The organism is Spirosoma arcticum, assembly GCF_054779955.1.
Genome location: NZ_BAAGXG010000016.1, coordinates 76792 through 102379, shown reverse-complemented (window position 1 = coordinate 102379; position 25588 = coordinate 76792). Strand labels below are relative to the sequence as shown.

At 48.7% G+C, this 25588-nt stretch carries 29 protein-coding genes; 14 read left to right on the top strand and 15 right to left on the bottom strand.

From position 1 onward, the window contains the following. Positions 1-8: 8 nt before the first annotated feature. From ACYVHB_RS26705 to ACYVHB_RS26695, 3 genes are all read left to right on the top strand, one after another. Positions 9-572, top strand: coding sequence for a plasmid pRiA4b ORF-3 family protein (locus tag ACYVHB_RS26705; protein ID WP_461054941.1), 564 nt, complete (start codon positions 9-11; stop codon positions 570-572). Between the two features lie 360 nt (positions 573-932). Next, positions 933-1526 (top strand): hypothetical protein, encoded by a 594-nt coding sequence (locus tag ACYVHB_RS26700; protein WP_461054940.1) that lies wholly within the window; start codon positions 933-935, stop codon positions 1524-1526. Between the two features lie 94 nt (positions 1527-1620). Next, a complete protein-coding gene (locus ACYVHB_RS26695; protein ID WP_461054939.1) occupies positions 1621-2202 on the top strand; it encodes a chemotaxis protein CheB in 582 nt (193 codons plus the stop codon). 454 nt (positions 2203-2656) lie between these two features. Here ACYVHB_RS26695 and ACYVHB_RS26690 read toward each other — a convergent pair whose 3' ends face one another. Both ACYVHB_RS26690 and ACYVHB_RS26685 read right to left on the bottom strand, forming a co-directional pair. Then, positions 2657-3856, bottom strand: a complete 1200-nt coding sequence (locus ACYVHB_RS26690) for a lactonase family protein (protein WP_461054938.1) — start codon at positions 3854-3856, stop codon at positions 2657-2659. A 234-nt stretch (positions 3857-4090) separates the two neighbouring features. Then, a complete protein-coding gene (locus ACYVHB_RS26685) occupies positions 4091-4660 on the bottom strand; it encodes a cupin domain-containing protein (RefSeq protein ID WP_461054937.1) in 570 nt (189 codons plus the stop codon). Between the two features lie 532 nt (positions 4661-5192). On the opposite strand from ACYVHB_RS26685, the gene ACYVHB_RS26680 reads away from it, so the two are divergent. Beyond that, complete coding sequence (locus ACYVHB_RS26680; protein ID WP_461054936.1) at positions 5193-5696, top strand: hypothetical protein; 504 nt, start codon at positions 5193-5195, stop codon at positions 5694-5696. A gap of 15 nt (positions 5697-5711) precedes the next feature. Here the strand turns inward: ACYVHB_RS26680 and ACYVHB_RS26675 are convergent, their stop codons facing one another. After that, positions 5712-6014 (bottom strand): HU family DNA-binding protein, encoded by a 303-nt coding sequence (locus ACYVHB_RS26675; RefSeq protein ID WP_461054935.1) that lies wholly within the window; start codon positions 6012-6014, stop codon positions 5712-5714. 117 nt (positions 6015-6131) lie between these two features. On the opposite strand from ACYVHB_RS26675, the gene ACYVHB_RS26670 reads away from it, so the two are divergent. After that, entirely contained in the window at positions 6132-6326 is a 195-nt protein-coding gene (locus ACYVHB_RS26670; RefSeq protein ID WP_461054934.1) for a hypothetical protein, read from the top strand. Between the two features lie 762 nt (positions 6327-7088). Here the strand turns inward: ACYVHB_RS26670 and ACYVHB_RS26665 are convergent. The 3 genes from ACYVHB_RS26665 to ACYVHB_RS26655 all read right to left on the bottom strand — a co-directional run bounded on the left by ACYVHB_RS26665 (position 7089) and on the right by ACYVHB_RS26655 (position 8724). Beyond that, positions 7089-7673, bottom strand: coding sequence for a serine hydrolase domain-containing protein (locus ACYVHB_RS26665; protein ID WP_461054933.1), 585 nt, complete (start codon positions 7671-7673; stop codon positions 7089-7091). 9 nt (positions 7674-7682) lie between these two features. Next, positions 7683-8444 carry a hypothetical protein gene (locus tag ACYVHB_RS26660; RefSeq protein WP_461054932.1) on the bottom strand — a complete coding sequence of 254 codons (762 nt, stop codon included), beginning with the start codon at positions 8442-8444 and terminating at the stop codon, positions 7683-7685. A gap of 67 nt (positions 8445-8511) precedes the next feature. Next, positions 8512-8724 carry a hypothetical protein gene (locus tag ACYVHB_RS26655; RefSeq protein ID WP_461054930.1) on the bottom strand — a complete coding sequence of 71 codons (213 nt, stop codon included), beginning with the start codon at positions 8722-8724 and terminating at the stop codon, positions 8512-8514. A gap of 227 nt (positions 8725-8951) precedes the next feature. Between ACYVHB_RS26655 and ACYVHB_RS26650 the strand changes: the two genes are divergently transcribed. The 7 genes from ACYVHB_RS26650 to ACYVHB_RS26620 all read left to right on the top strand — a co-directional run bounded on the left by ACYVHB_RS26650 (position 8952) and on the right by ACYVHB_RS26620 (position 13803). Next, positions 8952-9263, top strand: coding sequence for a hypothetical protein (locus ACYVHB_RS26650; RefSeq protein WP_461054928.1), 312 nt, complete (start codon positions 8952-8954; stop codon positions 9261-9263). Between the two features lie 40 nt (positions 9264-9303). Continuing rightward, positions 9304-10602 carry an agmatine deiminase family protein gene (locus tag ACYVHB_RS26645; protein ID WP_461054926.1) on the top strand — a complete coding sequence of 433 codons (1299 nt, stop codon included), beginning with the start codon at positions 9304-9306 and terminating at the stop codon, positions 10600-10602. An 87-nt stretch (positions 10603-10689) separates the two neighbouring features. Then, positions 10690-11118 carry a GNAT family N-acetyltransferase gene (locus ACYVHB_RS26640; RefSeq protein ID WP_461054955.1) on the top strand — a complete coding sequence of 143 codons (429 nt, stop codon included), beginning with the start codon at positions 10690-10692 and terminating at the stop codon, positions 11116-11118. Positions 11119-11258: 140 nt separating this feature from the next. Further along, positions 11259-11744, top strand: coding sequence for a MarR family winged helix-turn-helix transcriptional regulator (locus ACYVHB_RS26635; RefSeq protein ID WP_461054924.1), 486 nt, complete (start codon positions 11259-11261; stop codon positions 11742-11744). Between the two features lie 198 nt (positions 11745-11942). Beyond that, positions 11943-12686, top strand: coding sequence for a helix-turn-helix transcriptional regulator (locus ACYVHB_RS26630; RefSeq protein ID WP_461054922.1), 744 nt, complete (start codon positions 11943-11945; stop codon positions 12684-12686). A 485-nt stretch (positions 12687-13171) separates the two neighbouring features. Next, positions 13172-13354 carry a hypothetical protein gene (locus ACYVHB_RS26625; protein ID WP_461054920.1) on the top strand — a complete coding sequence of 61 codons (183 nt, stop codon included), beginning with the start codon at positions 13172-13174 and terminating at the stop codon, positions 13352-13354. Beyond that, entirely contained in the window at positions 13351-13803 is a 453-nt protein-coding gene (locus ACYVHB_RS26620; protein WP_461054918.1) for a type II toxin-antitoxin system VapC family toxin, read from the top strand. The genes ACYVHB_RS26625 and ACYVHB_RS26620 overlap by 4 nt, the downstream gene beginning before the upstream one ends. Before the next feature lie 503 nt (positions 13804-14306). Here the strand turns inward: ACYVHB_RS26620 and ACYVHB_RS26615 are convergent. The 6 genes from ACYVHB_RS26615 to ACYVHB_RS26590 all read right to left on the bottom strand — a co-directional run bounded on the left by ACYVHB_RS26615 (position 14307) and on the right by ACYVHB_RS26590 (position 21439). Next, positions 14307-16625: a histidine kinase dimerization/phosphoacceptor domain -containing protein gene (locus ACYVHB_RS26615; RefSeq protein WP_461054916.1), complete on the bottom strand. Its 2319-nt coding sequence runs from the start codon at positions 16623-16625 to the stop codon at positions 14307-14309. A 109-nt stretch (positions 16626-16734) separates the two neighbouring features. Next, a complete protein-coding gene (locus tag ACYVHB_RS26610; protein ID WP_461054914.1) occupies positions 16735-17589 on the bottom strand; it encodes a universal stress protein in 855 nt (284 codons plus the stop codon). 574 nt (positions 17590-18163) lie between these two features. Then, positions 18164-18787: an alpha/beta hydrolase gene (locus ACYVHB_RS26605; protein WP_461054912.1), complete on the bottom strand. Its 624-nt coding sequence runs from the start codon at positions 18785-18787 to the stop codon at positions 18164-18166. A 364-nt stretch (positions 18788-19151) separates the two neighbouring features. Then, positions 19152-20087, bottom strand: a complete 936-nt coding sequence (locus ACYVHB_RS26600; protein ID WP_461054910.1) for a ring-cleaving dioxygenase — start codon at positions 20085-20087, stop codon at positions 19152-19154. A 38-nt stretch (positions 20088-20125) separates the two neighbouring features. Further along, the gene (locus ACYVHB_RS26595) at positions 20126-20251 is read right to left on the bottom strand and encodes a hypothetical protein (RefSeq protein WP_461054908.1); all 126 of its coding nucleotides are present in this window, start codon (positions 20249-20251) and stop codon (positions 20126-20128) included. 72 nt (positions 20252-20323) lie between these two features. Then, the gene (locus ACYVHB_RS26590; protein ID WP_461054906.1) at positions 20324-21439 is read right to left on the bottom strand and encodes an alpha/beta hydrolase; all 1116 of its coding nucleotides are present in this window, start codon (positions 21437-21439) and stop codon (positions 20324-20326) included. 1041 nt (positions 21440-22480) lie between these two features. Here ACYVHB_RS26590 and ACYVHB_RS26585 point away from each other — a divergent pair. Both ACYVHB_RS26585 and ACYVHB_RS26580 read left to right on the top strand, forming a co-directional pair. Next, positions 22481-22750 carry a transposase gene (locus tag ACYVHB_RS26585; RefSeq protein ID WP_461054954.1) on the top strand — a complete coding sequence of 90 codons (270 nt, stop codon included), beginning with the start codon at positions 22481-22483 and terminating at the stop codon, positions 22748-22750. A gap of 160 nt (positions 22751-22910) precedes the next feature. Continuing rightward, on the top strand, positions 22911-23330 hold the full coding sequence (locus ACYVHB_RS26580) for a hypothetical protein (RefSeq protein ID WP_461054904.1): 420 nt from the start codon (positions 22911-22913) through the stop codon (positions 23328-23330). 257 nt (positions 23331-23587) lie between these two features. On the opposite strand, the gene ACYVHB_RS26575 is transcribed toward ACYVHB_RS26580, so the two are convergent. From ACYVHB_RS26575 to ACYVHB_RS26565, 3 genes are all read right to left on the bottom strand, one after another. Then, positions 23588-24289: an SDR family NAD(P)-dependent oxidoreductase gene (locus ACYVHB_RS26575; protein WP_461054902.1), complete on the bottom strand. Its 702-nt coding sequence runs from the start codon at positions 24287-24289 to the stop codon at positions 23588-23590. Between the two features lie 186 nt (positions 24290-24475). Further along, positions 24476-24640 (bottom strand): hypothetical protein, encoded by a 165-nt coding sequence (locus ACYVHB_RS26570; RefSeq protein ID WP_461054900.1) that lies wholly within the window; start codon positions 24638-24640, stop codon positions 24476-24478. Positions 24641-24970: 330 nt separating this feature from the next. Then, positions 24971-25573: an OmpW family outer membrane protein gene (locus ACYVHB_RS26565; protein ID WP_461054898.1), complete on the bottom strand. Its 603-nt coding sequence runs from the start codon at positions 25571-25573 to the stop codon at positions 24971-24973. Positions 25574-25588 lie beyond the last annotated feature (15 nt).

The window sequence follows — 25588 nt, the reverse complement described above, 5'->3', positions numbered from 1 at the left end:
TTACTCAGATGGACGACATTATTCAGCTTAGAATCAGCCTGCTTGGCACTAAACCACTCATATGGCGCCAGGTGCTGGTGGAGAAGACCACTACGTTTGAAACCCTGCATAAGATTATCCAGATTGTGATGGGCTGGACCAACTCGCATCTTCACGAATTTACCCTGCCAGGCATACGGATTGGCCAGCCATTGGATCACTTAGATGATGACTACGGTGATGAGTTGATTGATGAAGCATCGGTTACGATGGAAAGCGTGCTGACTGCCACTAATCAGACAGTTAACTACACGTATGATTTCGGCGACAGTTGGATTCACGCCATTGAGGTAGAGAAATGGCTTGCGGGGGATTCAGCTACAATGTACCCCGTCTGCACCGGTGGCGAGTTAAGTTGTCCACCGGAAGACTGTGGTGGTATTCCTGGTTTCTACGACATGTTGCGCATCGTGAAAGACAAGCGACATCCTGAACGGCAGGAAATGCTGGAATGGCTTGGTGGGTCTTATGACGAAAAGAAGTTCGACCAACAAGCGGTCAATCAGCAGTTAACCAACTTTTTTCATTTGTAGGCACTCATCGGATTCTATCCAATTGAGGTATGTTTTCAATTAAGCAATTGTTAACTGCCGAATTGTGCTAAAAGAATCATTTGGTTTATTGCCTTTCCAGCTATGGATTGAAGAGGATATCCAATGAACGCAGCGATTTCGTGATCGAAACCATAGAAACTGCTAATTGTATTTAATAAAGATACGAAGTGAAGGTAATCAATTTTTTATCACGAAGAATTGAATGCGCTCATTATGATTTTTCCAAGGTAAGTGGCCCTGATAAGGATTGCTTTTTCTAGCTCATCAGCCAGGTTTTTGCCTGACTCATGGCTGAGACGGTATATTCGTCAGTATTTTAGCCAACCACTATCCCCACGCATGACGCCCAAACAATCTCAACGGCTCATCAAAAAGATAGCCGATATCAAACGCGCGTTAGCGGCCGAAAAACGGAAGTTTGGTGGCTATGATGATTCCCGGGGGCTTCGTTATTTGCCTACCCGTTATTACCTCCAGCTGGCTGATTACAAAGGGGGATTAGCCTACACCCGCTGGTTTGCCAAAACGTTTCCCGATGATATTGGCTTTCCAGACTTTTTGTTTGAGTGGGCCGTGGTGCTCTTTAAGTCGGGCAAGCTTGCCGAGGCCAAAGCCAAAATCTGGCAAACTTTCTGTGCCAATACCTATGTACTGGATAAGTTCTTTGGCCATCCCATTCACCCACTCCAAAAATATGAATGGTCAAATTTGGCTCAGGCTGGTTTCACGGAGTATTTCACCTATTCCCATCAGCAAACGGAGTGGCTGGATTTCAGCCAGTGGCTGGAGGAGTTTATGGCCAGCGAATTGTTTGCCACCCGGAAAGCCCGGTATCTAACGATTCATCAGCAACTGGTGGTGGAAGACGATCAGGAAATCAGGGACTATTTACGAAAGGAAGCGGATCAGCTAGAAAACGCGATTAAATTTTAAAAAACGTCTGTCTTACACCTGTAAGACAGACGTTCATTTTGTCTTACAAATTGTATTACTTTACATAGTGTAGATTATAGAACACCATTCTCTAATGCTTCATGAAACCAAGTTCTACATCGCTGCGATTGGCGTATCGGCTGGGGGGATGGAGCCGCTACACGCGTTCTTTTCCCAAATACCCCCTGACTCGGGAATCGCCTTTGTCGTTATACCCCATTTAAACCGAGATTATGTCAGTATCGCCGACAAGCTTTTAGCTAAACACACAACCATGCCCGTTTGGTGGGCCAGCCAAGGGCAGGAAGTAAAACCCAACTGCATCTACATGTTGCCTATCAACAAGATGATGACCATTGAGAACGGGTATTTACAGTTACAGGATAGACAAGTCTTAGACCTCAGTAATTGGGCCGTCAATATTTTCTTTAAGTCGTTAGCGAAAGGAGAAAAAGCCTATGCCATTGGTATTATTCTTTCGGGGGCTGGCTCAGACGGTACTCAGGGAGCCATTGCGATTCATAATGAGCAGGGGCTGGTGATGGTGCAAGATCCTCAGACGGCTGAATTTACAGGCATGCCTGAGTCGGCTATCTTGAAGGATCATCCAACTCGAATTTTATCACCCAAACGATTAGCTCAAGCTTTACTAACCCTTGTGGCTGAGTTAACATAATCTGACTTATACAATTTTTGAGTAAAAGCATCCGCTCAGTAGATAACTGGCTTGTTATCACACAGTATCTATGAAACTGATACTGCTTTAGAGAATACTTCAAATGCTTATTACTATGAAAAAGGACTCCCGATTTCCTCGTTTCCCAACTCCACTCTTTTTCTTGACGTGGCGGGCTATCTTAGTTGTAATTAGCTTTGTAGTAATCGCATTGGTAAAAATGCTAGGATAATATCGAAAGCAAAGTCAGACCTTACTTCTCTGAAAAATCTCTTTACATAAAGTTAGTTACAAAACTGTTCTGAGATTTGTGCAAAATGCAAGTGGTGACATATTATGTCACCACTTGCATTTTAATTAGGTGTGTTCAATAACTATGAATATGTTATGAAAATAAGCATAGAAATAGCAGTGTTAGAAGCTATCTGATTTCTTTGGTTAGTGCAAAATAATATCAGCGAACAATTACCATCGAGTGCACACCGCGCGTAACGGGTACAGAGTAGCCGGTTTTGACTAACTCGATTCGCTTTGGGTTAAAGTAATCACCTGTTAGCCGCCAGAAGTCAATCGAGCCGCCTGGCTTACGACCATCGTAATGATCGAAGGTGGCCACAGCCAGATACAGGCTGGAATTGTCAAACACGACCGCTTCAGGTAAGATACCATCAAAAGAATAGTCGCCAACCCGGTCCAGAAAACCTGACTCCGTGTCTAAACGCAAAAGCGTCAATGAAGCATAAAAGCCTTGTTTCGTATTGTCAAAGGGCTGCGTGCTTTGTTCCAAATTGGTGGTAACAATCCATTTCCCATCGGGACTCATCGTTAGCCCTTCGGGTAGAACACCCGCCAGCGCACGCGACACAATCTGATGCTTGGGCGAACCGTCGCCAGCCGTGTCGACGGCCAGGCCGACCGCCGTAACTGAACCCCGTACCGATCCCGGATACATGGCATTGACAACCACGAAACGGCCATTGGGGGTAAACTGCGCCTTGAAGGGGTCTGGATCGACCACCACCGAGTTACCCCAGGGGGATAAGCTGAATTGGTTGCTTTGGTGGGTATACTTGAAAAAAGAAAGCGTTGATTTAGTCGCATTCAACAAAACCAGCTCATCCCGACTGGGGTGGAACACGAGTCCATTCAAGATATCCCCCCCCACATAACCAGGAATATCGGGTAGTGACAGATGGACCAATTTACCCTTGTCGAATCGGTAAATAGCTAAGGGAGATAGTTTGGCATCCTGGGGACGGTAGGTGATGGCGACCAGCGAGCCATCCTGATTAAATACGACCGATAGGGGCCGTTCGGGTCCATCGATTCGCTGAATTTGCTTGGGGTGATCAGCATCCGAAAGGTCAATGACGGTGACTACTTTCCCCGGTGGTAAGTCATCGAAGAGTGGATTGGACTTGCCCACGGGACGGGTCCCTCGTGTCTCGATGACAATGGCGTATCGCCCGTCGGGTGAAACAGCGACCGATGAAGGTGGCCCGGTAACCGAGTTGCTGGCTCCAATCTCCACGGCCTTTAGTTGCCCTACTGGTTTATTGAGTCGGATAACAGCCAAGGCATCCTGCCCCTGGGCGGGACCGAGGTGGCCATCTAAGTAAGCCGAAGCAATCATATCGGCATCGGAGACGGCCACGATGTATCGGCCTTTAAAGTCAAAATTGGCGCCAGTGGGTAGAGGTTGGCAATTGACTATGTTCGATAAGCTAAGAAATAAGATGATGAATAGCGTCCAATGACAGCCAACGAGTTTTATGCACTTGAACTGTCTTGCCATTACTTTCTTTTGTGTTACATAAGTGCCTTTGTGATAACCTGATGTTGGATCTCCTGCTGACTCCAAAATTATAGTTATTAATATATGTTTTCATCAATCGGGTTTGAGTGGGGGACCAAGAACTCGTGTATTGTGTTTTTCAGCCAACGTTCGCAGACTGGCTATACTTTGATCGCTCATTTGACTAAAGCTGCGTAAGTACTCTTCCATCGTACCAGCGGGCTGGTGCATAATCGTTAAGTGGGCAATGCCTTCACTGGTCTTGATGAAGGCATGAGGTAGGCCACGAGGTACTAATAGTGAGTCGCCTGCTTTCAACCGCAGCGTTTCATCCCCTGCCTGAAATTTGAATTCACCATCCACAACCAAAAACCATTCGTCGGTATCCGTGTGCAGGTGCAAGGGTGGTCCCGCTTTAAGGGATCGAGTGGTATCAAAGATCACACAGCGTCCTTCGGTATCCTTGCCCGATACCTTTACCTGAAAGGTGGCATCCGGCAGTTGAAATGGCTGCTTGGTACGATCCTCCCCCGCCCGAACGACAATCGCTTTTTTAGGAGGGTCGACCACCAAGTTGCTGATGGGTATATTGGCCAAAGGCGGTTTGGCCGTCGCTATAGCAGGAGCCAGTAGGGGCAATTGGAGAAAAAGTCGACGTTGCATGGTTTGCGGATTAAGTGCTATTGGGCTTTTATGAGCAATAAAACAAAACTTACGTCCTTTACTTCAATTGATTTAGATTATGGCTATTTCTTGTTCTATAATCAACAGTATGTTAAGAAACGCTATCGCCAGCACTAAAATGGCTTGGGGTCAAGTTATTACTTACTCACCACTGACCCTGACCACCCATGGCTCACGTATTGCCTTTCTACTGTCTTCAGCAATTGGTCTATCACTCCAACGATGATTGTCCGCAGGCCCAAAGCATTCCCCCGGCTGACCAACGGGTCGGGCGGGGTGGCAAAACCGATTGTTTGTGCTGCCGCAATCTGAACAAAAGTCAGCGCAAAAGTAGCCCTACCCATGGCATCATACGGCGGTTGCTTTCCCGGAAAATTCTCTTAACCTAAGAATCCGTATCCAGTATTCTTGGGAAAAATACAAAAATGAGTGAGTTCTGTTGCGTTGACCAATCGCTCTGAGTAGCTCACTTATTGGCTATGTTTGCGCGACGATCTAACCACTGACCAATATGAAACCCGTAGCCATTCAATTTTTCTCCCCTTCTGACAATACCAAATCCAGTCAGCAGCCAACGGCCAAGCAAACTCGTAAAGTCTTCCTGACGGGTTCGATCTCGGCCACGGGTAAACTGATCCTCTCCCACAAGACGGTTGACCAATTGGCCCTTGACCCGACGGCCACCCGCTTCAAAATTGGTATGGAGCAAGGGAAACGTAAGATCAAATCGTTGTATCTGATTCCCACTCAAGAGGACGTTTCAGACAGCTTTGAATTAGTCAAGAAAACTAACAGTTACAGCATCACCTTAGCCTTGATCTTACAAAAGGGGGGCGTCGAATACCAGAAGATCCCCTACGTGTTTACCATCCACCCATTTGCCCACGAAGATGGCGTAACGGGCTATGAATTACGACTCAATACCCAGACGCCTAAGCCTGCCTATACGGGTAAACCGCGCGGCCGAAGGGCTAAAAACACGGCCCAGACTCAGCCGTCGACCTCCGTTGCGTAATCGGCGCTGATTGACTTATTCCTGAGTGGTTCGGGCTACGTCTCGCTGCTTGACCAGATCGGTGAATTCAGGGCTGGGCTTGAAGTAAGGAATAGTGTGAGCGGGCACAATGAAGGCGGTGTTTTGAGCGATATGACGGGCTGTTTTGCGGGCACGCTGTTTGAGAATGAAGCTCCCAAAACCCCGTACATAAATGGGCTCGCCTTGCGTCAGGGACTCTTTGACTACCTCGAAGAAGGTTTCTACGACGAATCGACTGGTTTCTTCATCGAAACCCGTCTGCTGGCTAATCCTGCGGATAAGATCTTGTTTTGTCATCGCTCTTACAACTCATTTGGGCACCATTGGGATGGGAAATAATGAAGAAACCGCTTTGACTCGCTACATGCCCCGGCCCTGAATCGTGTTTAGGCTCCGCCCCTGGTTCTGCTCGCGTTGAAGGTTGGGCTCCTGTTCCTCGATCAGTTTGAGCCGTTGTGCTTCCTCCTGCTGGCGCAGCTCGTGGGCTTGGCGCTGGATGGCCTGCACCCGCCCTTACTGGGCCGCTCGCTCCTGGTCGCGCAGCTCCAGCGTCAGGGTAGCCCGCTCCGGGGTCGTGCCGTGTCACATCGGGTTTTGATCCGGCAGTAGCTCCTGCCAACAGCTATGCTAACCAGAGAGTTATCAACCGCTGATTAGCACTCACCCGTTTAGTTCTGATCAGAATTTCTCGTTGGCGGAACACTCCTAACATAATCGGTAAACGACTTGGGGAGCGTTTCGCTTTTCTACCCCTTCCAAGATGGCCGTTTGTCAACGAATAATGGTTTCAAGCGGCGAGCCGGAGCCGGTGCCAAGACTACTCAGAAAATTGCATTTTACCATTGTGATATCATTAGGGCGGTCTGATTTCTGCCCATCTCAGAGTTTGTACTTTTCATAGTGAGCGTTCAGAAAAGGCAACCTTTTCGTGGACGATTTCAACTGCTGACTACAAGGGTCCAGCTACGTCTCTGAACAATAGGTAACGTCCATATAGCCAAGGGATTTCGTGAACGGTTTTGAAATACAATGCAACTATCCATAGTTTATTGAATTTCAATTATTTATTCGTCCAATTAAAGGTGATTGACAGCCCTTTAATTGGACGAATTCAGGTTGAGTTATGAGAACAAAAAACAGGGGCCACGTTAGCAGCCCCTGTGTGTGCTTCATTGGTCAATATTACTCAGGTTGAGGCCTACCACTGGTGCCGTTAGACTTGAGCCGATCCGTAGGCGAGCACGGTGACTACAAAATCCATAATCGCCGTCAATGTGGTTTTCTTTACAGCGGTACAGTTGGGCTGACCACAAGCATTTTTCGGCCAGCCAGGAAAAGGTTAGCGTCTGTTCCTTGCCCCTGATTTGTCGTTTAGTTTATTAAAGTCTGAGTAATAGCCGTTTGTGCTGTTTTGCCCACCTCCCCAGCCCCGATTGAGAAATCATAGTACGACGTCTTCAGCGACCCGTCACCGTTCGAACTGGGGTAATACAGATACCCTCCGTGCGAGACCTGGGTACCATTGGTGACGTTGTCCCGATACCAGCCGAGGTTGTTATCGTCCATCAGTTTGCGTTGCTGGGCGTTCAGCACGGTATCGGTGAACCGCAGCTTACTCAGGAACTGGTTCAGTTCGTCCATCGACAGGTGGATCCCGCTACCCGCCGAGAACAAGGTCGAATCACCGAAATCTATGCCCTGAATGCTGCCCGCCGGGAACGGATAAAACAGTGTAGGGTTCTGAGCATCCGGTTTGGCCGTCACGGTTTTGATCCCCGCCGGGCCAAATACCTGCTGGTTCAGGTAACTCAGGTACGCATTCGCCAGGGCCATCAGCCGGTCATTTACGTTCTTGTCGCTGAAGCCGTTCAGGTACGGAATGATGACGCGGAACAGCGCAAAGTTCTGGTTCTGATACTGGTATGACTCATCAGTACTGACCCCTTTGGCAATCATGTTTTCCTGTTAGACGTAGGCCGCTTCGTATCTACCTGACAAAATCCGCGTTTCTTCAACTTTCTGCACCATCGTCAACTGATCGTCAGCCTTCGCGATCAAACCCGTAAACTGAGCATTGAAGCTGTCCGACTGGAAGAAAACGAACGCCATACCGGAGCGAAAAAAGACGTCATAAAAGTGGGCATAGGGCGTTCCGGCCAAGGGATTAAAGCCGCCCATCTTCGTCAGTATGTCGGCTGCGTGGTGCTTGGTGGTAGCCGTTGCAATGGCGCAATAGCCACCAAAATGCGCGCCCAGCGCCCAAATCGCAGCGGCCAGCGTTACACCTGTCAGTCGGTTACATAGGTGCTTATCGACGGCCCAGCCGCCGGGTTCACACACAAATGAGTAGTCCCGCGCCGAATGGTTCAGGAAATCCCGAATGACGTTGCCATAAAGCGTTTGTAGTGCTGGTTCCATGCGGTCGAGGGCGTGGTGCAATTCAAATAAGGCTAATTCGGTGCCAATCTTATAGATTGGCACCCGGATCACGCCACAGATCAGTCCGTCGGCGTTGCGGGCAACGATGTGCCAGGCGTGGTAATCGAGTTCGGAACGATGTCGGCCGGATGCGTCTAAAGCCGAGACTGGAATGGCTTTGTCGTGCGCGTAAATGCGCCCACGAAAGCGCTGAATCTCGGCAATCGCGCCTTCGTATTCGAGCGGATGGCGAGTCACCAGTGAGCCGGGTACGAAGCCCGACTGTGGCGCAATAAGGGAGAGGCTCATATTTTAAAAAGAAATGAATGGTCAGTAATCTGGTTATTTAGTTTTGTAGACAAAAAATCGATTATCATCAGTTGTTTCCGAACGGTTTCGGCGGTACGCTTTTCAGGTAGAGCCAGATGGCGTGTAGTTCGTCGTTAGTCATCATCCCAACTTGCGGCCAGGGCATCGACGGGTGTAATTCCTGACCGTTGGGGCGTTTACCCGTGCGCAGCGTCCGAAAGAAGTCGGTTTCTCTCCACGAGCCGATGCCGGTCGGCGTCAGGTTGGCGGCCGGGGTCAAACTGCCCCCCTAAGTTTTCCCAGATCATCTTGTGATTGAGTTGGTTTCGCCAGCAAAGGTAGCGGGTAAGCCAGCCTTGGGTAAATAGTGCTTTTGTACTAAATCCTGATTAACAGGCCATTGAGCACGAATTAGTACAAAAGGACCATTGACGATGGATCCCGCAAAGGCTACTTTTACGGCTCGTTTCAACGGAGGTATTTGATGCTTTTTAAAGCGAACCGATTATGAACGAACTACTAAAACGGGAAATTCGGGTGGCGTTTCATCCCAAGTCCCAGCCGGTCCGGTTCAGGATTTTGAAGTATGTCCTGCTGGGGCTGTTCGTCTATTTTTATTGGAACAGCCCCACCTTCTGGTGGATCTTCGGCTCTTTTTCAGTAGCTGGAGTCAGCCTGCACTTTTTTTACCGGTACAAAACCCACGGGTGGACACGCAGCTACGGACGTGGTTTTCTGCGCTGGGATCATGAACTCATTTTCGGAAACCGCCTTCCCGACGAACCCGGCCTGGTTGACCGTGAACGACGGACACCGTAGATTACAGGAAAGCAGCCACTAGTAGATATCAACTGTACTCATGCATCGATTGACTATGAAACACCACACTACGTTGTTGGTGGTAGTTCTGACTTGTGCGATCGGGTTGGCCTGTCAGACGTCCACGCAGCAGCCAGCCGGTTCGCCGGCCTATCGCCAGGTAGCGGAATACGAGCCGACCGAAGCTGTCTGGTTACTCTATCCACAGGTGACCCACAAGAAGGAACTGCCTATCGAGCCGGTCATCGCAACGATAATCAGGGCTGTGGCCCCGTACGCTCATATTAACCTGATTGTTCCTAACGAGAGTCTTCGGCAGCGAGCGAGTGCGTTGCTGCCCGATAGTTTGCTGGCAACCGAGCGAGTTACGCTGCATACGTTTCCTTATCAGGAATTCTGGGCACGGGATATGGGACCGCGCTTTGTCCGCAATGCGAACGGGCAGAAAGCGATGGCTGACTTCAGGTTCAACACCTGGGGCTACGCCGACACGACGGATGCGGCCGCCCGCTTGGACGAGCAACTCGATGAGCGGATTGCGGCCCGGTTGAAGTTGCCGATCACCAGTTCCGCCCTGATTACGGAGGGGGGCGATCAGGAGATCAATCGGCAGGGGGTGTTGCTGGCAGTTCAGGCAGTCGAAAAAGAGCGCAACCCATCGCTTTCGTTCGAACAGATAGAAGCTGAGTTCAGGCGGGTGCTGGGCGCGAAGAAAGTGATCTGGCTGGCGGAAGGCCTCCGCGATGATGACCACACATTTCGGGGGCCAATAGACGGACCGCAGGGAAAGAAATACTACACGACCCTGACCACCAACGGCCATGTGGACGAGGTCGCCCGCTTTGTCAACGATAGCACGATTCTGCTGGCCTGGATTGACCCGACGGATCGGCACAGCCCTCTGGAGCGGGAAACGGGTCGGCGAATGGACGATAATGTCCGGATACTGCGAAGCGCGACAGATATGCGGGGGCGTCCGTTCAGGATTCTCAGGATGCAGTTGCCCAGCCCGATTACTACGACACTTCAGCCCGGCGATGGCGTTTACGACATCATCAGTCAATTGACCTACCAGGATGGGTCCGTTTTCCCCGTCGGGAAGCCGGTTCCCGTGGTTGCAGCCGCCAGTTATCTCAATTTTCTGATCGTCAATGAATGCGTACTCGTCCCATATTACTGGAAAAAAGGCAGAGACCCTGCCCTGCGAAAACAGGACGCAGACGCCAGACGGCTGTTGGAATCGCTCTTTCCGGCTAAAAAGGTAATTCCAGTCGATATTCTGCCGGTGAACCTGGGCGGTGGGGGTATTCACTGCATCACAGCCAATGAACCGAAGTAGCGAAGAGCGTTACGTAAAAGATAACACTATCCTGTTGAACGCCGTGGACTACCTGATTGGGGAACGTCGCGCCGACGAGACGATCCCATCCCCTACGATCTGCTGCTACTGGCTGATGAGAGCCGGGCACTTGTCGACGCCTACCTGCCCAACAGTAAGATGTGCGTACTGGAAATCGACGGGCAGGTAGTTGGCGTCGGTCTGTTACAGGTAGATGATACGGCAGGCGAGATTGTGAATATTGCCATCGCGCCCGAGTACCAACGCCAAGGATTAGGACGGGCGTTGCTCCGGGCACTGACCGAAGCGGCCCAACAACACGGCCCTGAGCGATTGCTGATTGCCACGGGTAACTCCGGCATCGGTCAGATCGCGCTTTACCAGCAGGAAGGATTTGATTTAATCGGCATCGACCAAGAATATTTCCTGCGCCCCTACCCCGAACCGATCTGGGAAAACGCTGTTCAATGCAAACACCAGTTGATCTTTCAAAAAAAATTGACGCATCTTCCCTGAAGTGACAGCCATACGACTCAGAAAAGTAATCCGGCACTATTCTCTACCGGGTCAACTTGTTCATCAAAAGGCAGCGTTTTCGATTAAGTAGTAAGTTTGTCAGATTGCTTATCACGTCAAAACGAAGAACTGCCTAACCGATGAACAATAATCAGTACCACCGCATTGAAGACGATATTCAGCAAACCACCTTTCGGAACGAACTCTCGAAAGCAGGCATCAACTTGATCTACACCGGCACCTGGCTGAAAACCCTGCACAGCGATTTCTTTAAATCGTTCGGTATCACCTGGCCTCAGCACAATGTTCTGCGTATTCTGCGCGGACAAAAAGGTAATCCGGTCAGCGTCAACACGATCAAAGAACGCATGATGGACAAGTCCTCGAACGTGTCGCGCATTACCGAAAAGCTGCAACACAAAAAATTGATCGAGTGCCGCCCGTCGGCCATCGATAAGCGGTCGGTTGACGTCAGCATTACTCAGAAAGGACTCGACCTGCTCATGAAGGTCGAAGAGCGCGTCCCGGAAATTAATAATCTTCTCGGCCACCTCGAACCCAGCGAGTTGCTGCTGCTGAACATGCTGCTCGACAAAATACGAAACACGATAAACCAAAAATCCTGACGGCATTTCGGCTATTTTTTTAACTTTATGTGTGTACGTACTTATTGTTTATTGTCTACTAAATTGACCGATTACTCAATATAGCTGTGTTTTGAGCATTTTCATCCTGTCTGGTCGGGAAAGTTGCTTATTTTTGTGTTGTGTTTATGCGTACGTACACATAAAATGCCACCTTATATCTTCCTCCAACTGATTATTATGAACAAGCAAGAGCAACGAGAGGTTGTCAGCGGTCAGGGCCGTGAGTGGGGAACCGACGTCCCCTGCCTGCCAGCGCCCGCCCTGTCGATTCTGGAACAACTCTTTCCGGGTTGGGTCATTAGCCAGTGCGATGCCGGGCATCGGCCGCATTTTCTGAGCCGCAACAGTGCCGCGTTTTTCGGCGTTTCGCCCGATGAACTGGCCGCTAAAACATACGACGATTTTATGAGCCTGATCCACCCCGACGTTCTCGACTCCTATCAGCGAAGTTCTCAAAAGGCGAGTGACGTGCTAAAAAGCATTGATCCAACTGAAGTCTTCCAGTATCGATTCACGATTCAGTACCGGCTGCGTCGGCGAAAAGAGTACCTGAGCCTGCATGAAGAGCGGCTGTTCTACCTTGACGAGCACGACTGCCCGATTCACTATATTCTGTTCCGGGATCTGTCGGCCGAGCGCAGCATAACCCGCGTTCAGCTCGACTGGTACAAAGTGCATGAACTGGGCTATCAGCGCGTGGGCAGCTACGTACCGGCGGCTCCCGAGCAGGACTTGACCGCCCGCGAGGTAGAAGTGGTTCAGTTAATCAAAAAAGGACTGAGCAGTAAAGAAATTGCTGACCGGCTGTGCATCAGCGTCAATACAGTACGCAACCATCGCAGTAACCTGTTCAGGAAGACCAACGCCCGTAATATGGTTGACTTGCTCAAGAATACGGCCCGGCCGGAACGGGTAAACTAATGGCAAGGGCCGCGCTACTGCCGTCAGCAGTGTAACACCACCGTCACCGAGTAATAGTATTGTCCAGAGTTGTGGTTTGCAGTGATAATTCAGCCCACTATAGGGTAGTTGCTAACATTCCGGGAAAATGTTTCAGATTCTTGGACATGGCCAAAACCGGCCTCCGTTTAACTTCTTTATTCAGCTACTAATTCCTCTTTCTGATTTTTCTGTAATAGTACAATTACTGTCCGCAAACGGATATATTTTTCGCTTCCAGATTTCAACAAACACCCTCAACTGGTCCCAATAGTCCTCTTTTGCTTTTGGGATGGTATAGTATAGGTCAGCAAAAGGCTGGCAGATGGGGGTTCAACTCAGCCATTGCTTTAGTGATCGACCGCTAATGATCATCATTTATCAGATGGTTGGGAACGCAGAGAACGCTCAAAGTTTAGATCAATTGGGCCTTATTTTTGTTAAGTTTGTGAATCATTCTTCCCGCTATGGCAACGAGCAACGCAAAGCTAAGGACCAAAAAGCCGCTTAAGGTTAAACTCTTCAACGCATCGGGCCAGGTAGTTGAAGGCATCATTCTCTCCGGTCAACTCGCCAAAGAAGACCCTGGTCTGGCCATAGCTAAGGAACTGGGCAAACATAAACACCTTGAACCTACCCCCATCCCTTGATCACCCTTACAAAGCCTGCCCTCCTTTGTGACACAGGTTTGTTAAGTCGTGTTTTTCTAGCCCAACCGCCGTTTATAGAGGCTTACCAAACGGCCATTGAGCAGTACCAAGAAACAATTAGCACGGCAGTCTTCATTGAATTACAGCATTGGCTACTGATCCAACGGGGGCTGGCGATGCCCATCAGCCGGGTGGAGTATGATCGACATCGCAAGCGGCTGGACAACTACATTGTTCTAAACAGCGATGGGGTTAGTGAAACTGCGTTGGCTCTGGCCCGTCGATGGCCCGATACCGGCGTTGGTGATGCTTACACAATTGCCACCGCCTTAGTTTTTGATGTACCAGTTTTTACGCTTAATCCTAAGCATTTTGAGCGTGTGACTGGTATCACTCTCCACAAGCCTGACAACTATCAGCAACTCCTACAAAGCACCAAGCGAAGTTAGGGCAGGTATTGACTGCTCATGCCACGGGGCCAACTTGGCTATACTCATCTTTCCGAAGCGAGAAAGCGGTTCTAATTTGAGTGATTCGTACGGTATCTCTACTTCAAATGCAGACCGTGGATTCTGGTTTGCGGCCGCTATCACACCGGTTGTGTACTACTACCGGAAATACCCGTCAATATAGCAGATTCGGGCCTGATGCATAGTCGATCATCGAGTGATTGAGGGGTTACGCTTTGAAAGACAAAAAATAGAGTTAGCTAAAAGCCTCAAGGCCTTGTAGACAAGTCTGTTCGGGTCTTGTAAAACCGTTCAAAAAAAGCGCTGAACAGGTCAAAACTGTGAACGATTAAACTGAACGGTTTTATTGGACGCTAAAAAGGCAGTTTTCGGCCACTTCCCTCCTACTCCATCACCGTTCAGTAAAACGTCCGAATAAAGGCAGGACAAAAAAGTATGTATCGTCCGTCATGGAGAATAGTCAGCCCTACCGATGTCCGTACTCAGGCGTTAACCAGGTAGGTCTCGTCCTGAAAGAGGAGCCGCAGACTCAGCCCTGGTGGACTGATGACCTCCAATTCGCCCCCGAGTTGTTCGCTGAAGCCCCGAATCAGGGTCATCCCCAGCGAACGGCTCCGGGTCGGGTCGAAGTCGGCGGGCAGGCCCACGCCGTCATCAGCGATCAGCAACTCACAGCCCGTCTGGGCCACCGACCGCAGCCCGACCTGCACCGTGCCCGGACGCCCACCCAGGAAGGCATACTTGAGGGCGTTGGTAATGGCCTCGTTGATGATTAGTCCCAATGGCACCGCCTGCGTCACGTCCAACTCGATGGGGGCCACCTGCACCACAAAGCGGATGGGCTGGGGCAGATTGAACGATTCATGCAGGTAAGCCACCAGCTCGGCGATGTATTCGGCCATGGGGATGCGGGCGATGCCTTCGGTCTGATACAATTTCTGGTGGATCAGGGCCATGGCCTGCACCCGGTGCTGGCTCTGTTGGATGGCCGACAGGGCGGCCTGATCCTGCAGGGAAGCGGCCTGGGAGTTCAACAGGCTCATGACTATCTGGAGATTGTTTTTGACCCGGTGGTGAATCTCCTTCAAGAGTCGTTCCTTTTCGGTTAGCAGCCGCTGTAACTCGTCATTTCTGTGGCCAATTTCCTTCTGTTGAGCCTGTAATGCCTCCTGTTGAGTCTGTAATTCCTCGTGCTGGGCCTTGAGTTGTCGCTGCTGGACTTCCAGCAACTGGTTGCTGCGTTGCTTAAGCTGATAGCGGTTAAAACCCAATAGTAGAATAGTTAGTAGCAGACCACTCCCCCCAATCAGCGCATTGCGTTGTGTTTGTTGTACATTGTTTTTTTCTGTAAGCAGGAAAATTCTTTCTTGCTTGATTTTAATATCCTGCTCTTTTTTCCCCGTTTCGTACTGAATTTCAAGGTTGGTAACCTGTCTGCTTTTAGCTTCACCTAGCAACGAATCTTCAAAAGTTTTATACTTCTGGTAATGATTAATGGCGGAGATATAGTTACCCTGCGCCGAATCCAGTTTAAACCACATTCTCTGAACTGTTGCAGCTTCCTTTACCAGGTGAACTTTAGTAACCAGCGCCTGGTGATCCTTCAGGTATTTGCGGGCCTGATTATATTGGTGCGTGCTAAAAAAATACTCAGTAGCTGTGTTATAAAACGCTATGTAATCAAAGTCGCCTGTTTCATTTGCCTTTTTAATTTGCAACAGTTGGTTAAAATACTGTTCAGCCTGATTATACCGCTTCAGACGAATGTAAACCCTAACGAAGTTAGCCGTAAGTAAAACCTGATCATTTAGCTCAGTGGGAGGGTATTTTTTTACTATATTATCTATTAAAGACAGTGCTTCTTCTGAGCGGTTTAGTCTTTGAAGCCCATTGGATAGATTGTGAGTCAGGATATGAATAGCTTGATGATCATTAAGTCTAATGGCATGTGTAAGACCCTTTCGGAAGTAAATGATAGCTTGTTCGTGTTTTTTAAGGAAGAAGTAAGTTAAGCCCACCCGGTTGTAGATGGTGCAGACCATTGTGGTTAGATCGCCAAGCTGTTCAGCCGTTTCGACGGCCAGCAAACCATAGCGGATGCCCTCTTTGTAATCACCTAATTGGGATGAAACCGCTCCCAGTAGATCATAAACAGCCTGCAACGGTCGGTAGCCTATGGCCTGATATATTGCTAGGGCCTGTTTGAGTTCTAAGAGGGATTGTGGTAAATTGTTTGCTATAGTATGTAAATCGGCTAGTTCCTCTAATGTATTGGCTTGCTTTAATCGATTCCCTGATCGCTGAAAAGCCGCCAACGCTTGTTCCACTAGTTGAATTCGCTTCTGCAATTCTTCTTTGCTCGCAAAAGCCGAATAATAATGTTTATGCTCTAGATAGGCGGCTCCTAACTCTTCGAAGGTCTGATGCAAGCGGAGGAATTCTACCGCTTTGTCGATGTATTTTTCCCCAATTTTTCGCGAGCCTTTCTCCCTGTAAATCTGTGAGAACAATAAATAGCTATTTCCCTGCCCACGTGTATAACTTAATTTTTCGCTAAGCACTTCTGCCTGCTGGGTAAACGATAGGGCCTTATCCAGATCTACCAGCGACTCCCCGGGTTTTAGGAACAGATTTGTTCCCAACTGTAACAACACCTTGACGCGGTTGGTATCAGCTTTGTTGGCTCGCAGCAGAAGCCACAGACTGTCGGACTGAGCCACTGTAGGGGGTTGGGCTTTCAAGGGCATGGCCATGGAAGTGCCAGCCAGAAGCCCCAATAAGAAAGCAAAAGCGAATCGCATGGCAGGCGGGGTTAAGTATTCGTTTGACGAATCAAAACGGTGAGCAGGTTCTGCTGGCCGTATGATTTCTGGACAAGACAAGCCAAAACGGTAAGTTGCAAACGGAGTGTCATCTAAATCTGAAGCGGGTCCTTTCGCGGGGAACAGGAGAATCGTACAGAGTCAACAGTGGAACACGCGGATGGTAGGCCAAGGGGCGGGTTTCGCTGTTGTTCACAAACACATCAAAGACACTTTTGTGATGGGGCATCATGACGAATAAATCAACCGTATGGTTGTCTAAATACGCATTGATGCCTTTCTGTACATCCTCGTCGTGGATGCTATAGGTGTCTATCTGAATATCTTCAAAAGCCCTGAATACGTATTGGCGACTCAGATCGGAGGTCAGCATATCTGATTGCCTGCTGACTTCGATGGTCAGCAGCGTAAGTTGGGCCTCTTTTCGATGGGCCAGGGCTGTCAAAAACGAAAATGACTCCGCATCATTGACCGATTGATAATCCATTGCCAGTACCATCTGCTTAAGTGTCCGGATGGGTGACGAAACCGGCACCACCAGCACATTCGTATTAGCGAACCGGATCATACCCGTCGCAACACTGCCAAAGAATTCAGTAAGGCCCAAACCGGTAGCTCCCACCACAACCAGATCGAAATATTCCTGAGCGAGCAGGGTCTCAACGGCACTTACTGGACTGCCCAGCATCGCCAATGTCCGGTAGGTATGGTAGCTCGGTACAAGCTGCTGCGTTATTGTACGCTCAAGTTTCTGTAACGACTCCTCGACCAACCGGCGTTGTTTGGCCAGTAAAAAGGACCCGGTGAACCCCTCGGTCGGTTCGGTTGAAAACGCATGGAGTAAATTGAATTGGGTGGCTGTATCGGCAAAGAGAGCTTGCGTAAAAACCACTGCATGGTGCGAAGACGAAGAGAAATCAGTCAGTATCAGAATTTTATACATGATAATCGGGGGTTTACTGGCAGTTGCAATGAGCCTGGAGTGCTGGTACAGCTGATAGGCATAAATAGTCTTTGAAAGGTTCTCGATTAGGTAGGGCAAATCGCGCTGCCATCATCATAGAGTATTAGCAGGGGTACAGCTGGAGCAATGCCCAGCAACTACTCGCGCCCGATTCAGCCAAGTTGTCGTATCAAGGGAGCGTTATAAGGGCAAATATTACCCGGCATCTCCAACACATTGGCTATAAGATGAAAATCGGGGAATGGTGCTTCGCCAAACCACTTGTTAATTTCGTAAGGGTAAGGAGCGACAATTACAGAAATACACAATTCCAACTTGACATTGAGTGTCTTTCCTGACCAAATAGTTGAGCGGAATGAACGGAAGATCTATCAATCGTTAGCAGTCCTCTGACAAAACTAAAAGCCTTTAAAACAAGTATACCTCCCTACTAAAGAGTAGCAACATTATCTTCATCAAGTTGTAATGCTTTGATGTGGTGTACCCGATCTATCTTGACTAAAATTGATTCGGCGAGTGGTACAATTTGTTGGGTAAAGGAGAATGGATGTAGTTACGAGTGAGTAAAAATAAGCGAATTCGCTGCGTTAATTTCATCCTGACTGATGGTATGGCCCATGTTCACATAGACTTTCTCGGTTATGTTGGCCCCCATGCTTTTTAACAATACCGTTGATTCATGCACCCGTTTCACCGGTACGTGAACGTCAGGGTCGCTGGTTCCAATAAAAATTGGTGTATCGGCAAATACACCGCTGTACTTTTCGGGGTATATTTTATCACCAATCAGCCCGCCGGTAAAGGCAACTATGCCCCCATAGCGGGTTGCCTGTCGGGTAACAAATTCTAGCGTTAGACAGGCCCCCTGCGAAAACCCGAGAAAATACAGTCGCTCCTGCGGAACGCCCTGCTTACCAAGCGATTCAACTAAAGTGGTCAGCAGGCTTAGTGAAGACGAAAGCCAGGGTTCATTTTGTGCGGGCGGAGCCAGGAAAGACGCTGGATACCAACTGTTATCCGGAGCCTGTGGTGCAAGCAAAGCGAAATCAGAAACGGTCAGATGGTTGGCTATCGACAGAATATCGTTAGCTCTACCCCCTCTGCCATGCAGCAATATCAGGGTCCTGGGTTTATTAGTCAGCGGTTGGCCAGCCGTGAGCATTGCTTCCTGTTGCATCGTAGATGGTGTTATGTAGTTATAAATAGTCTATACCGAGATATGCTATTCAGTTTTTAGTTACCCATACCATACGTCCTGATACTGACTAGGAGCATATCCGAACTGAGCCAGCACATAAAGACAAAGCAGAAGTAGAGTCAGCATATGGTCCCGCACATAAGCAACCATTGTTGGCAATAGTAGTCAGGCATACACTTCCCCTTCTGCCTCCGGATTCACTTCGGCATGGTAAACCGTCAGGGTAATGCTGAAGATATCAACGATCATTTCTGCGATTGCGGCCACTGTCTCACACAAAACAAAGGTACCTTTCTGCTTTTCGTTGCTCTAGTTTTATATCGACCACGGTGCGTACGAAAACTTATTTCAGGTCTGGTAAGGTGTTCTCTAAGTTCGTTCTTAAGGCTTCGTGCTGGCTGGGGAGCATGAGGCTCGTGCCCAATTTCTCCAACGGCTCATCGACCGTAAAGCCGGGGTTGTCGGTGGCAATCTCAAACAATACACCGCCCGGTTCTCGGAAGTAGAGAGAAAAGAAGTAGTCGCGGCTTATTTTTGGAGTAATCTGCAGGCCTTTACGTAAAATCGTTTCACGGTATTCCATTTGGATGGCTTCATTGGCCACCCGGAAGGCAAGATGGTGGTTGGTTCCGGCGGCATTCCGACCTGATTTTCCTCTTGGTTCTTCGAGCAGGTCGACAATCGAGGCATTCGGTACGGCATCGGTCATGAATCGATAGCGGTTCCCTTCCTGCGCCAGTAATCGGTAACCGAATAGTTCGGTTAGTATCTCAGCCGTTCTGTCAATCTTTTGCAGGCTGAGCGTGACACTATGAAAACCCCGGATTGCTATATTCTGCTTTACATCCGCCGTTTCCCAGACTGGTCGGTCATCCGTAGTTTTGGAAACGATAAGGGAGAGAGCTAAACCGTCTGGATCGGTAAATAGCAGGTAGCGGTCACCAAATCGGTCGGCCTGTTCGCCCATCGATACGCCAGACTCGCGAAACCGACCAGCCCAGTAATCCAGACTATCTCCGGGGACCGAGTACCCGATCTCAGTGGCCATGCCAACTCCGTTTTTGCCCGGTCCGATGCCTTCCCAGGGAAAGAAGGTAAGGATGGTTCCGGGTGTACCTTCCTCATTACCATAATACAGGTGGTAGGTAAAGGGATCATCAAAATTGACGGTTTTTTTTACCAGCCGCAGGCCAATCAAATGGGTATAAAAATCAAAATTGCGTTGAGCATTGTTGGCGATGGCGGTGATGTGATGAAGCCCTAAAATTTGATTTTCCATAAGTATCATTCAGTTCATATCTGTATCGTGTTTTTAATTCAGGAACAGAGCATTGTCGTCGGCACCGTCAATAGCGGCACCCGGACTAAAAGTGGGCAGTTGGAGTGACAACGGTATAGCAGTACGTCCAGCAGGAGCCGAATACCGATACCGTTTGTTTTCATTTGATTAGATGGTAGTAAAGCCACATTGGGTTTTACTACCATCTTTAACCTCAATGAACGAACTTTGGACAACTATTCACTAGGGAGTCCGCTCGGCAACAAGTACTTTCTTAGCTCGGCAGCGGCCTGGACAAACAGAGAACGCGTTTGTGGAATTTCCGCGAGGCCGTTTAGCAGTCCAAAGTCATGGATCATACCATTATAGCGAATGGTGGTCGCTTTCACGCCTGCCTCGTTCAGCTTTCGTCCGTAAGCCTCCCCTTCATCCCGAAGAACGTCATTTTCGTCTACCATAATTAGAGCGGGGGGAAGTCCTTCTAGTTGTTTTATAGTAGCCTGAAGGGGTGAAGCATGGATTTGCTTACGATCCTTAGGATTAGGAATATACATATTGTACATCCACTTCATGGTCGATGTGGCCAGATACCGGTCTTTTCCAAACTCCTTGTACGACTCTGTATTAAAGTCCGCATCTAATATGGGCCACATCATAATCTGCAACTTAATGGTGGGCCCATGTTTCTCCTTGGCTTGAATAGCAGTAACCGCCGTCATGTTGCCTCCTACACTGTTGCCCACCACCGCCATGTTGCCTCCGTCCACGTTGATCTCCTTACCGTGGTCGGCCACCCACTTTGTGGCGGCATAAATCTCGTTGATAGCTTGGGGAAACTTAGCATCCGGGGTGCGGGTGTAATTGACAAACACGGCCGCAACGCCCGATAGCACCACCAAGTCACGCACCATCCGCTCATGCGTCGGGAAATCGCCAAATACCCAACCTCCTCCGTGAACAAACATGAACACCGGTAGCTCACCCTTCACCCCTTTGGGGCGAACGATGTTAAGTTTTATAATATGTCCGTCAGCCGTGATCGTTTTCTCGGAGACGTCAATGCCTGACAGGTCTACTTTAACGGAGGCTTGCGCCTTCTCTAGTAACTTCCTGGCTTCCCTGGGTGGAAACGTCTCGGGGAGGGGACCAGCATTAACTAGTTTCAAAAAAGCACGTACCTCTTTCGTTAGATGTGGGTCCGTGGCATAGTCTTTAACCTGGGCAACCACATCGATTTGAGTGGTCAACGAACAAAGTGACACAAGCAATGTGAACAAACGAAATCGACTAAATCGATTTAAATTAAATGGGTAAAGTTTTGACCCGCTGCTAGGGAAATGGCATTGATTCATAGCTGTAATCGTTTTGTATACGTTAAAATATTTGTTTAGTAGAGTAGTATAAACAAACCGAGATCCAAGGACGAAGGATTGGTGTTATTAGCCACACCACAAATCCAACACAAGACTAATTTTCTTGTGTCGTCTCATACTTTTACTCTTTGTTATTTAACTACCCTCTTCAAAGCAAACCAAAACGGGTGCCAAGCCATATACCAAAAATAACAACTGCTATTATTTTCTATAAGTTGCTCATAATAATTTGATTAAGTACTTATGTCATCTACTGATTAGTGTAATTCTCTACAACATCCAATTCTATTTTTGCCTCCTTTTGGAGTTTTCTCCATTACACTGGACCCTTCGTAAAATAGTCATCCGTAAAATTGAGGCTTGAGGAACTGTCAAAAGCACCCAACCTAAATAGATGTATTTTATAATTTATAAATCGTCCACAAAAACGTCCGATTCCATCTGAAAGATCGACTTCAACTTTAACAACTGTCAACTTCAACCCGTCGCATAGGCTGAGTGATATCTTGCCAATTAGAGCGCGTGGAAAATTAGATTAAATGGATGTCGTTTTGCAACTTTGCTCCATGCTACCGCACCGACGGCCCGGCTATTCTGAGGGTCGCCCGTAGTGGCGCACCTTGGGGTGACTTGCCTGAACGCTTCGGAGCCGCACCGGCGGCCCGGCTGGAACTCCGTTTACCGCCGATTCCGAACGGTCCGCCGGTGCGGGTGGGCCGAGGCCGGTGTCTGGCAAAAAGCCTTCGAGAACTTGCAGGAGCCCGACTTGGACTGGCTGCATCGGCGGTCCGATGATGATTGACTCGACGGTATTGCGGGCGCACCAACACGCAGCAGGACAAAAAAGTGATCCTGCCAGCGAGTGTTTAGGGCAATCAGCAGGCGGCAGGAGCCCGAAGATTCATGCCATGGTCGATGCTCTAGGCAACCCGTTACGCATCATTTTGACGGTAGGCGAGCGAGCCAATATCACTCAGGCCGAGGCTTTGCTGGCTGACTATTAAACAGATGCGGTGTTGACTGATCGAGCCGGGGCGCCGGTGCGACTATGATGCTAACTCGTTGCTTGATGGCTTACGGGGAGCGGGCGTTGAAATCGTCGTACCTGCTAAGAAAAGTCGGCTTGAGCCACGACCCATCGACGAGAATCTATACAAGGACCGCAACAAGGTGGAGTGTTATTTCGACAAACTCAAGCAGTACCGGCGGGTAGCCACACTTTATGAAAAGACGGCCAGTAGTTTTGCCGGTTTTGTCTACTTAGCGTCGGCCATGATTCTACTCTTGTAATTGTCAACACGCTCTAATAGAAATATTATTTATCATAAACACTGGCATCCAATCAGTTATGTCGGATGTATAGTTAATGGACTATAAAAAGTAGTCTGTCATTCCAACTCTAACGCATTTCAAAGAATCACTTTAGAGTAACAATCACTAATAGTACCTTATGAAAACTGTTTTTTTTAGCTTAGCTCTCGTCGGGATAATGGTATCCTGCGACAGGCAATCGAGTCTAACTCCGGCTCAATCATCGGACCAGAGCGTGGCTTATCAGAAGAGCGTTCGCTTGAAGGGTACTTCGCTCGAACTTAAAGTAGCTCAGGTTGTCGATAGTCGTTGTCCTATCAATGCCCGTTGTATTACTGCCGGCTCGGTGAAAGTTTTTTTTGAAGCCAGCGAGCAGGGGGCAACCCAAGCCGTTGAAGTTGATTTGCCCGCTTACCCGGATAAGGCGGTTGATAAGCCTTTTACCATCAATGGGCAAACTTACCGACTGAACCTGCAGGAAGTGCTTCCTTACCCGGAAGCCGGTAAGGCGATCAACTTGTCGGATTACACCGTACAAGTCTCAGTCGAAAAACAGTAGGCATCAGTTGGTTCAGCACGGCTTCGTAAGTGTTAATTCCCGCTTCTTTAACCTCGCTCTTCACGAAGAGCGAGGTTAATATTTTTAAAAGTAGATTGATGCAGGCTACTAGAACTGGGGACGGAATGGCCGACGCGACGCGTCCAGTCATTTTCCTTTGCAGTGAGTTTGGATTACCGTTTTTGCAAAGGCGAACAATAAACGCGATCTGACTATTTAGTCTGACTACCACGATATTGTTTACAAGTGAGACGAGTCTACTGCACTTGATTATACGATTTAAGTGTGGTTTCACGAAGATCTCGTCCGGCGCCGAACAACACAAAAGTAATTGTGTCGGCGATGGTCTGCGGATTGACCCAGGTTGTAAAATCTGCATTAGGCATGAACCGGCGATTGGCGGACGTGTCAATCGTGCTGGGCGCAATGATCGTCGACACGATGTTATGTTCCTTTCCCGACGCGTTAATTAAGTCGGACAATTGAAATAGTAGCGATTTCGATAAGGTATAGGCCACTGCTTGTGCACCCAATTGTGCTTCGAGGGGTTGCCGGGCACCGATCAACACAAATCGCCCGCCAGTTGGTTGACTGCTCATGTGGGAAAAAATCGGCTGAACAACGTGATACGCTGTTTTAAAGTTAACAGCCATCATCCTGTCAATCAAAGTTCCGTCAGTTTCAGCCAGTGATCCCCCTTCATAGCCACCGGCCAGCAGTACGGCTGAATTGATGGGACCATGTTCGGCAATGACCCGTTGTACCAACGCTTTTATAGGCGCTTCATCGGATAGATCAACGTCGTAAATAAATAACGAATCTGCCTGATTAATTATGGAATTTTGCGGATTATTACCATGTTGCCGCGTGGCGATGATCCTATGTCCTTCGTTTAGAAGGGTTTGAGTGACGAGGTGGCCCAGGCCCCCCGTTGCGCCGGTTAACAGAACAGTTGCCATAGACATATACTGGTTGTTACGTTAATGCGAGCTTTATCGCTCAGCGGCTTCAACGTATCTACGGACTAATTATACTGCGATTTGATGGTTAACCATCTGACTAATTGGTGAGTGAGTGAAGCGTTGAATCAGTTTAATTGAATGGTTACCGGCCGTTTGAATAACACAGAACTAGGTTTGGTCAAACTAATTGACCAATGGCCCGTTCATGTCGCAATGCCCCTCCGTTTTGGCCCTGCGCATCAACGCTTCTACGTCGAAGACGGGAATAGGCTGGCAAAATGACGTACCCGTGAACTGATACCGAGTCCGCAGTAAGACCGATTGGCGGTGGTCAGTCAATTTTATCATCTCAATCCAAAGCCCTTCCAACCGAAGCCTGACCACCCGTCAATCGTTTCTACACTAGTGATCCATTTGTACGGTACAGAAAAACTCAGCACATTATAGTTCCATCCAATGACCTCGTTCAGACTGGCTACCGGCCATCGTGCCCTTACCAGCGTTCGTGATTCGTCCTGTTCGAATCGGGCTGCCGCCCCTAACCACAAGCCCAGACGCGAACGCTTCTTCGAGTAAGCCATACCAACAGGTGGCAAGAACTTAGTTATGGTGGATAATCACTATGAAACTCTTTTACACAATCTCGCTTGATCTTTAGATCTGCCTCTATCATCCGGGCTAATGCGAAAAGCTTAAGCCTACATTGACGTTGAGGTAAGATGTATCGCCAACCAGGCCGGTTTTAAAACCGTAATTGTAGCGGGCATTTACCAACGCTTTAACACCGTAAGACAGCGGAATATTGACGCCCACTTCCGGAAACAGACCCCACTGCCAACCCCTATTGACGAAGGATACTTCGCCAATGTCTGTCTCCTGCTTGCGGTAAATTGTCCCCACGCCAACCCCCACGTAGGTATTAAAGCCGTCCGTTTTGCCGAAATAGTAGTGGCTCGTAACAAAAACTGGTACGGCATTGATATAGCGGTACGTGTTACCCGACACATCTGTATTATTACCGGCATTTAGAGTAGATTGTCCAAGGTTTTTATTGAAGACGTTCCAACTCGTAGCAATGCCCACGCTAACGTGTTTACCCAGGAAATAGCCGGTTTCAAACCCTCCCCCGCGCCAACTGGCTTCATCAATGTAATCGGACGTTTTGCTTGAAGGAAAAGAAAGGCTATAGGTAATCGAAGAGTAGCCTTTCTGGGCGTAACTCGTCAGGGTAAGCAGGCTGATTAACGCTACTACCAACACTTTTTGATGAATCGTTTTCATAAAGCTTTACGTCTA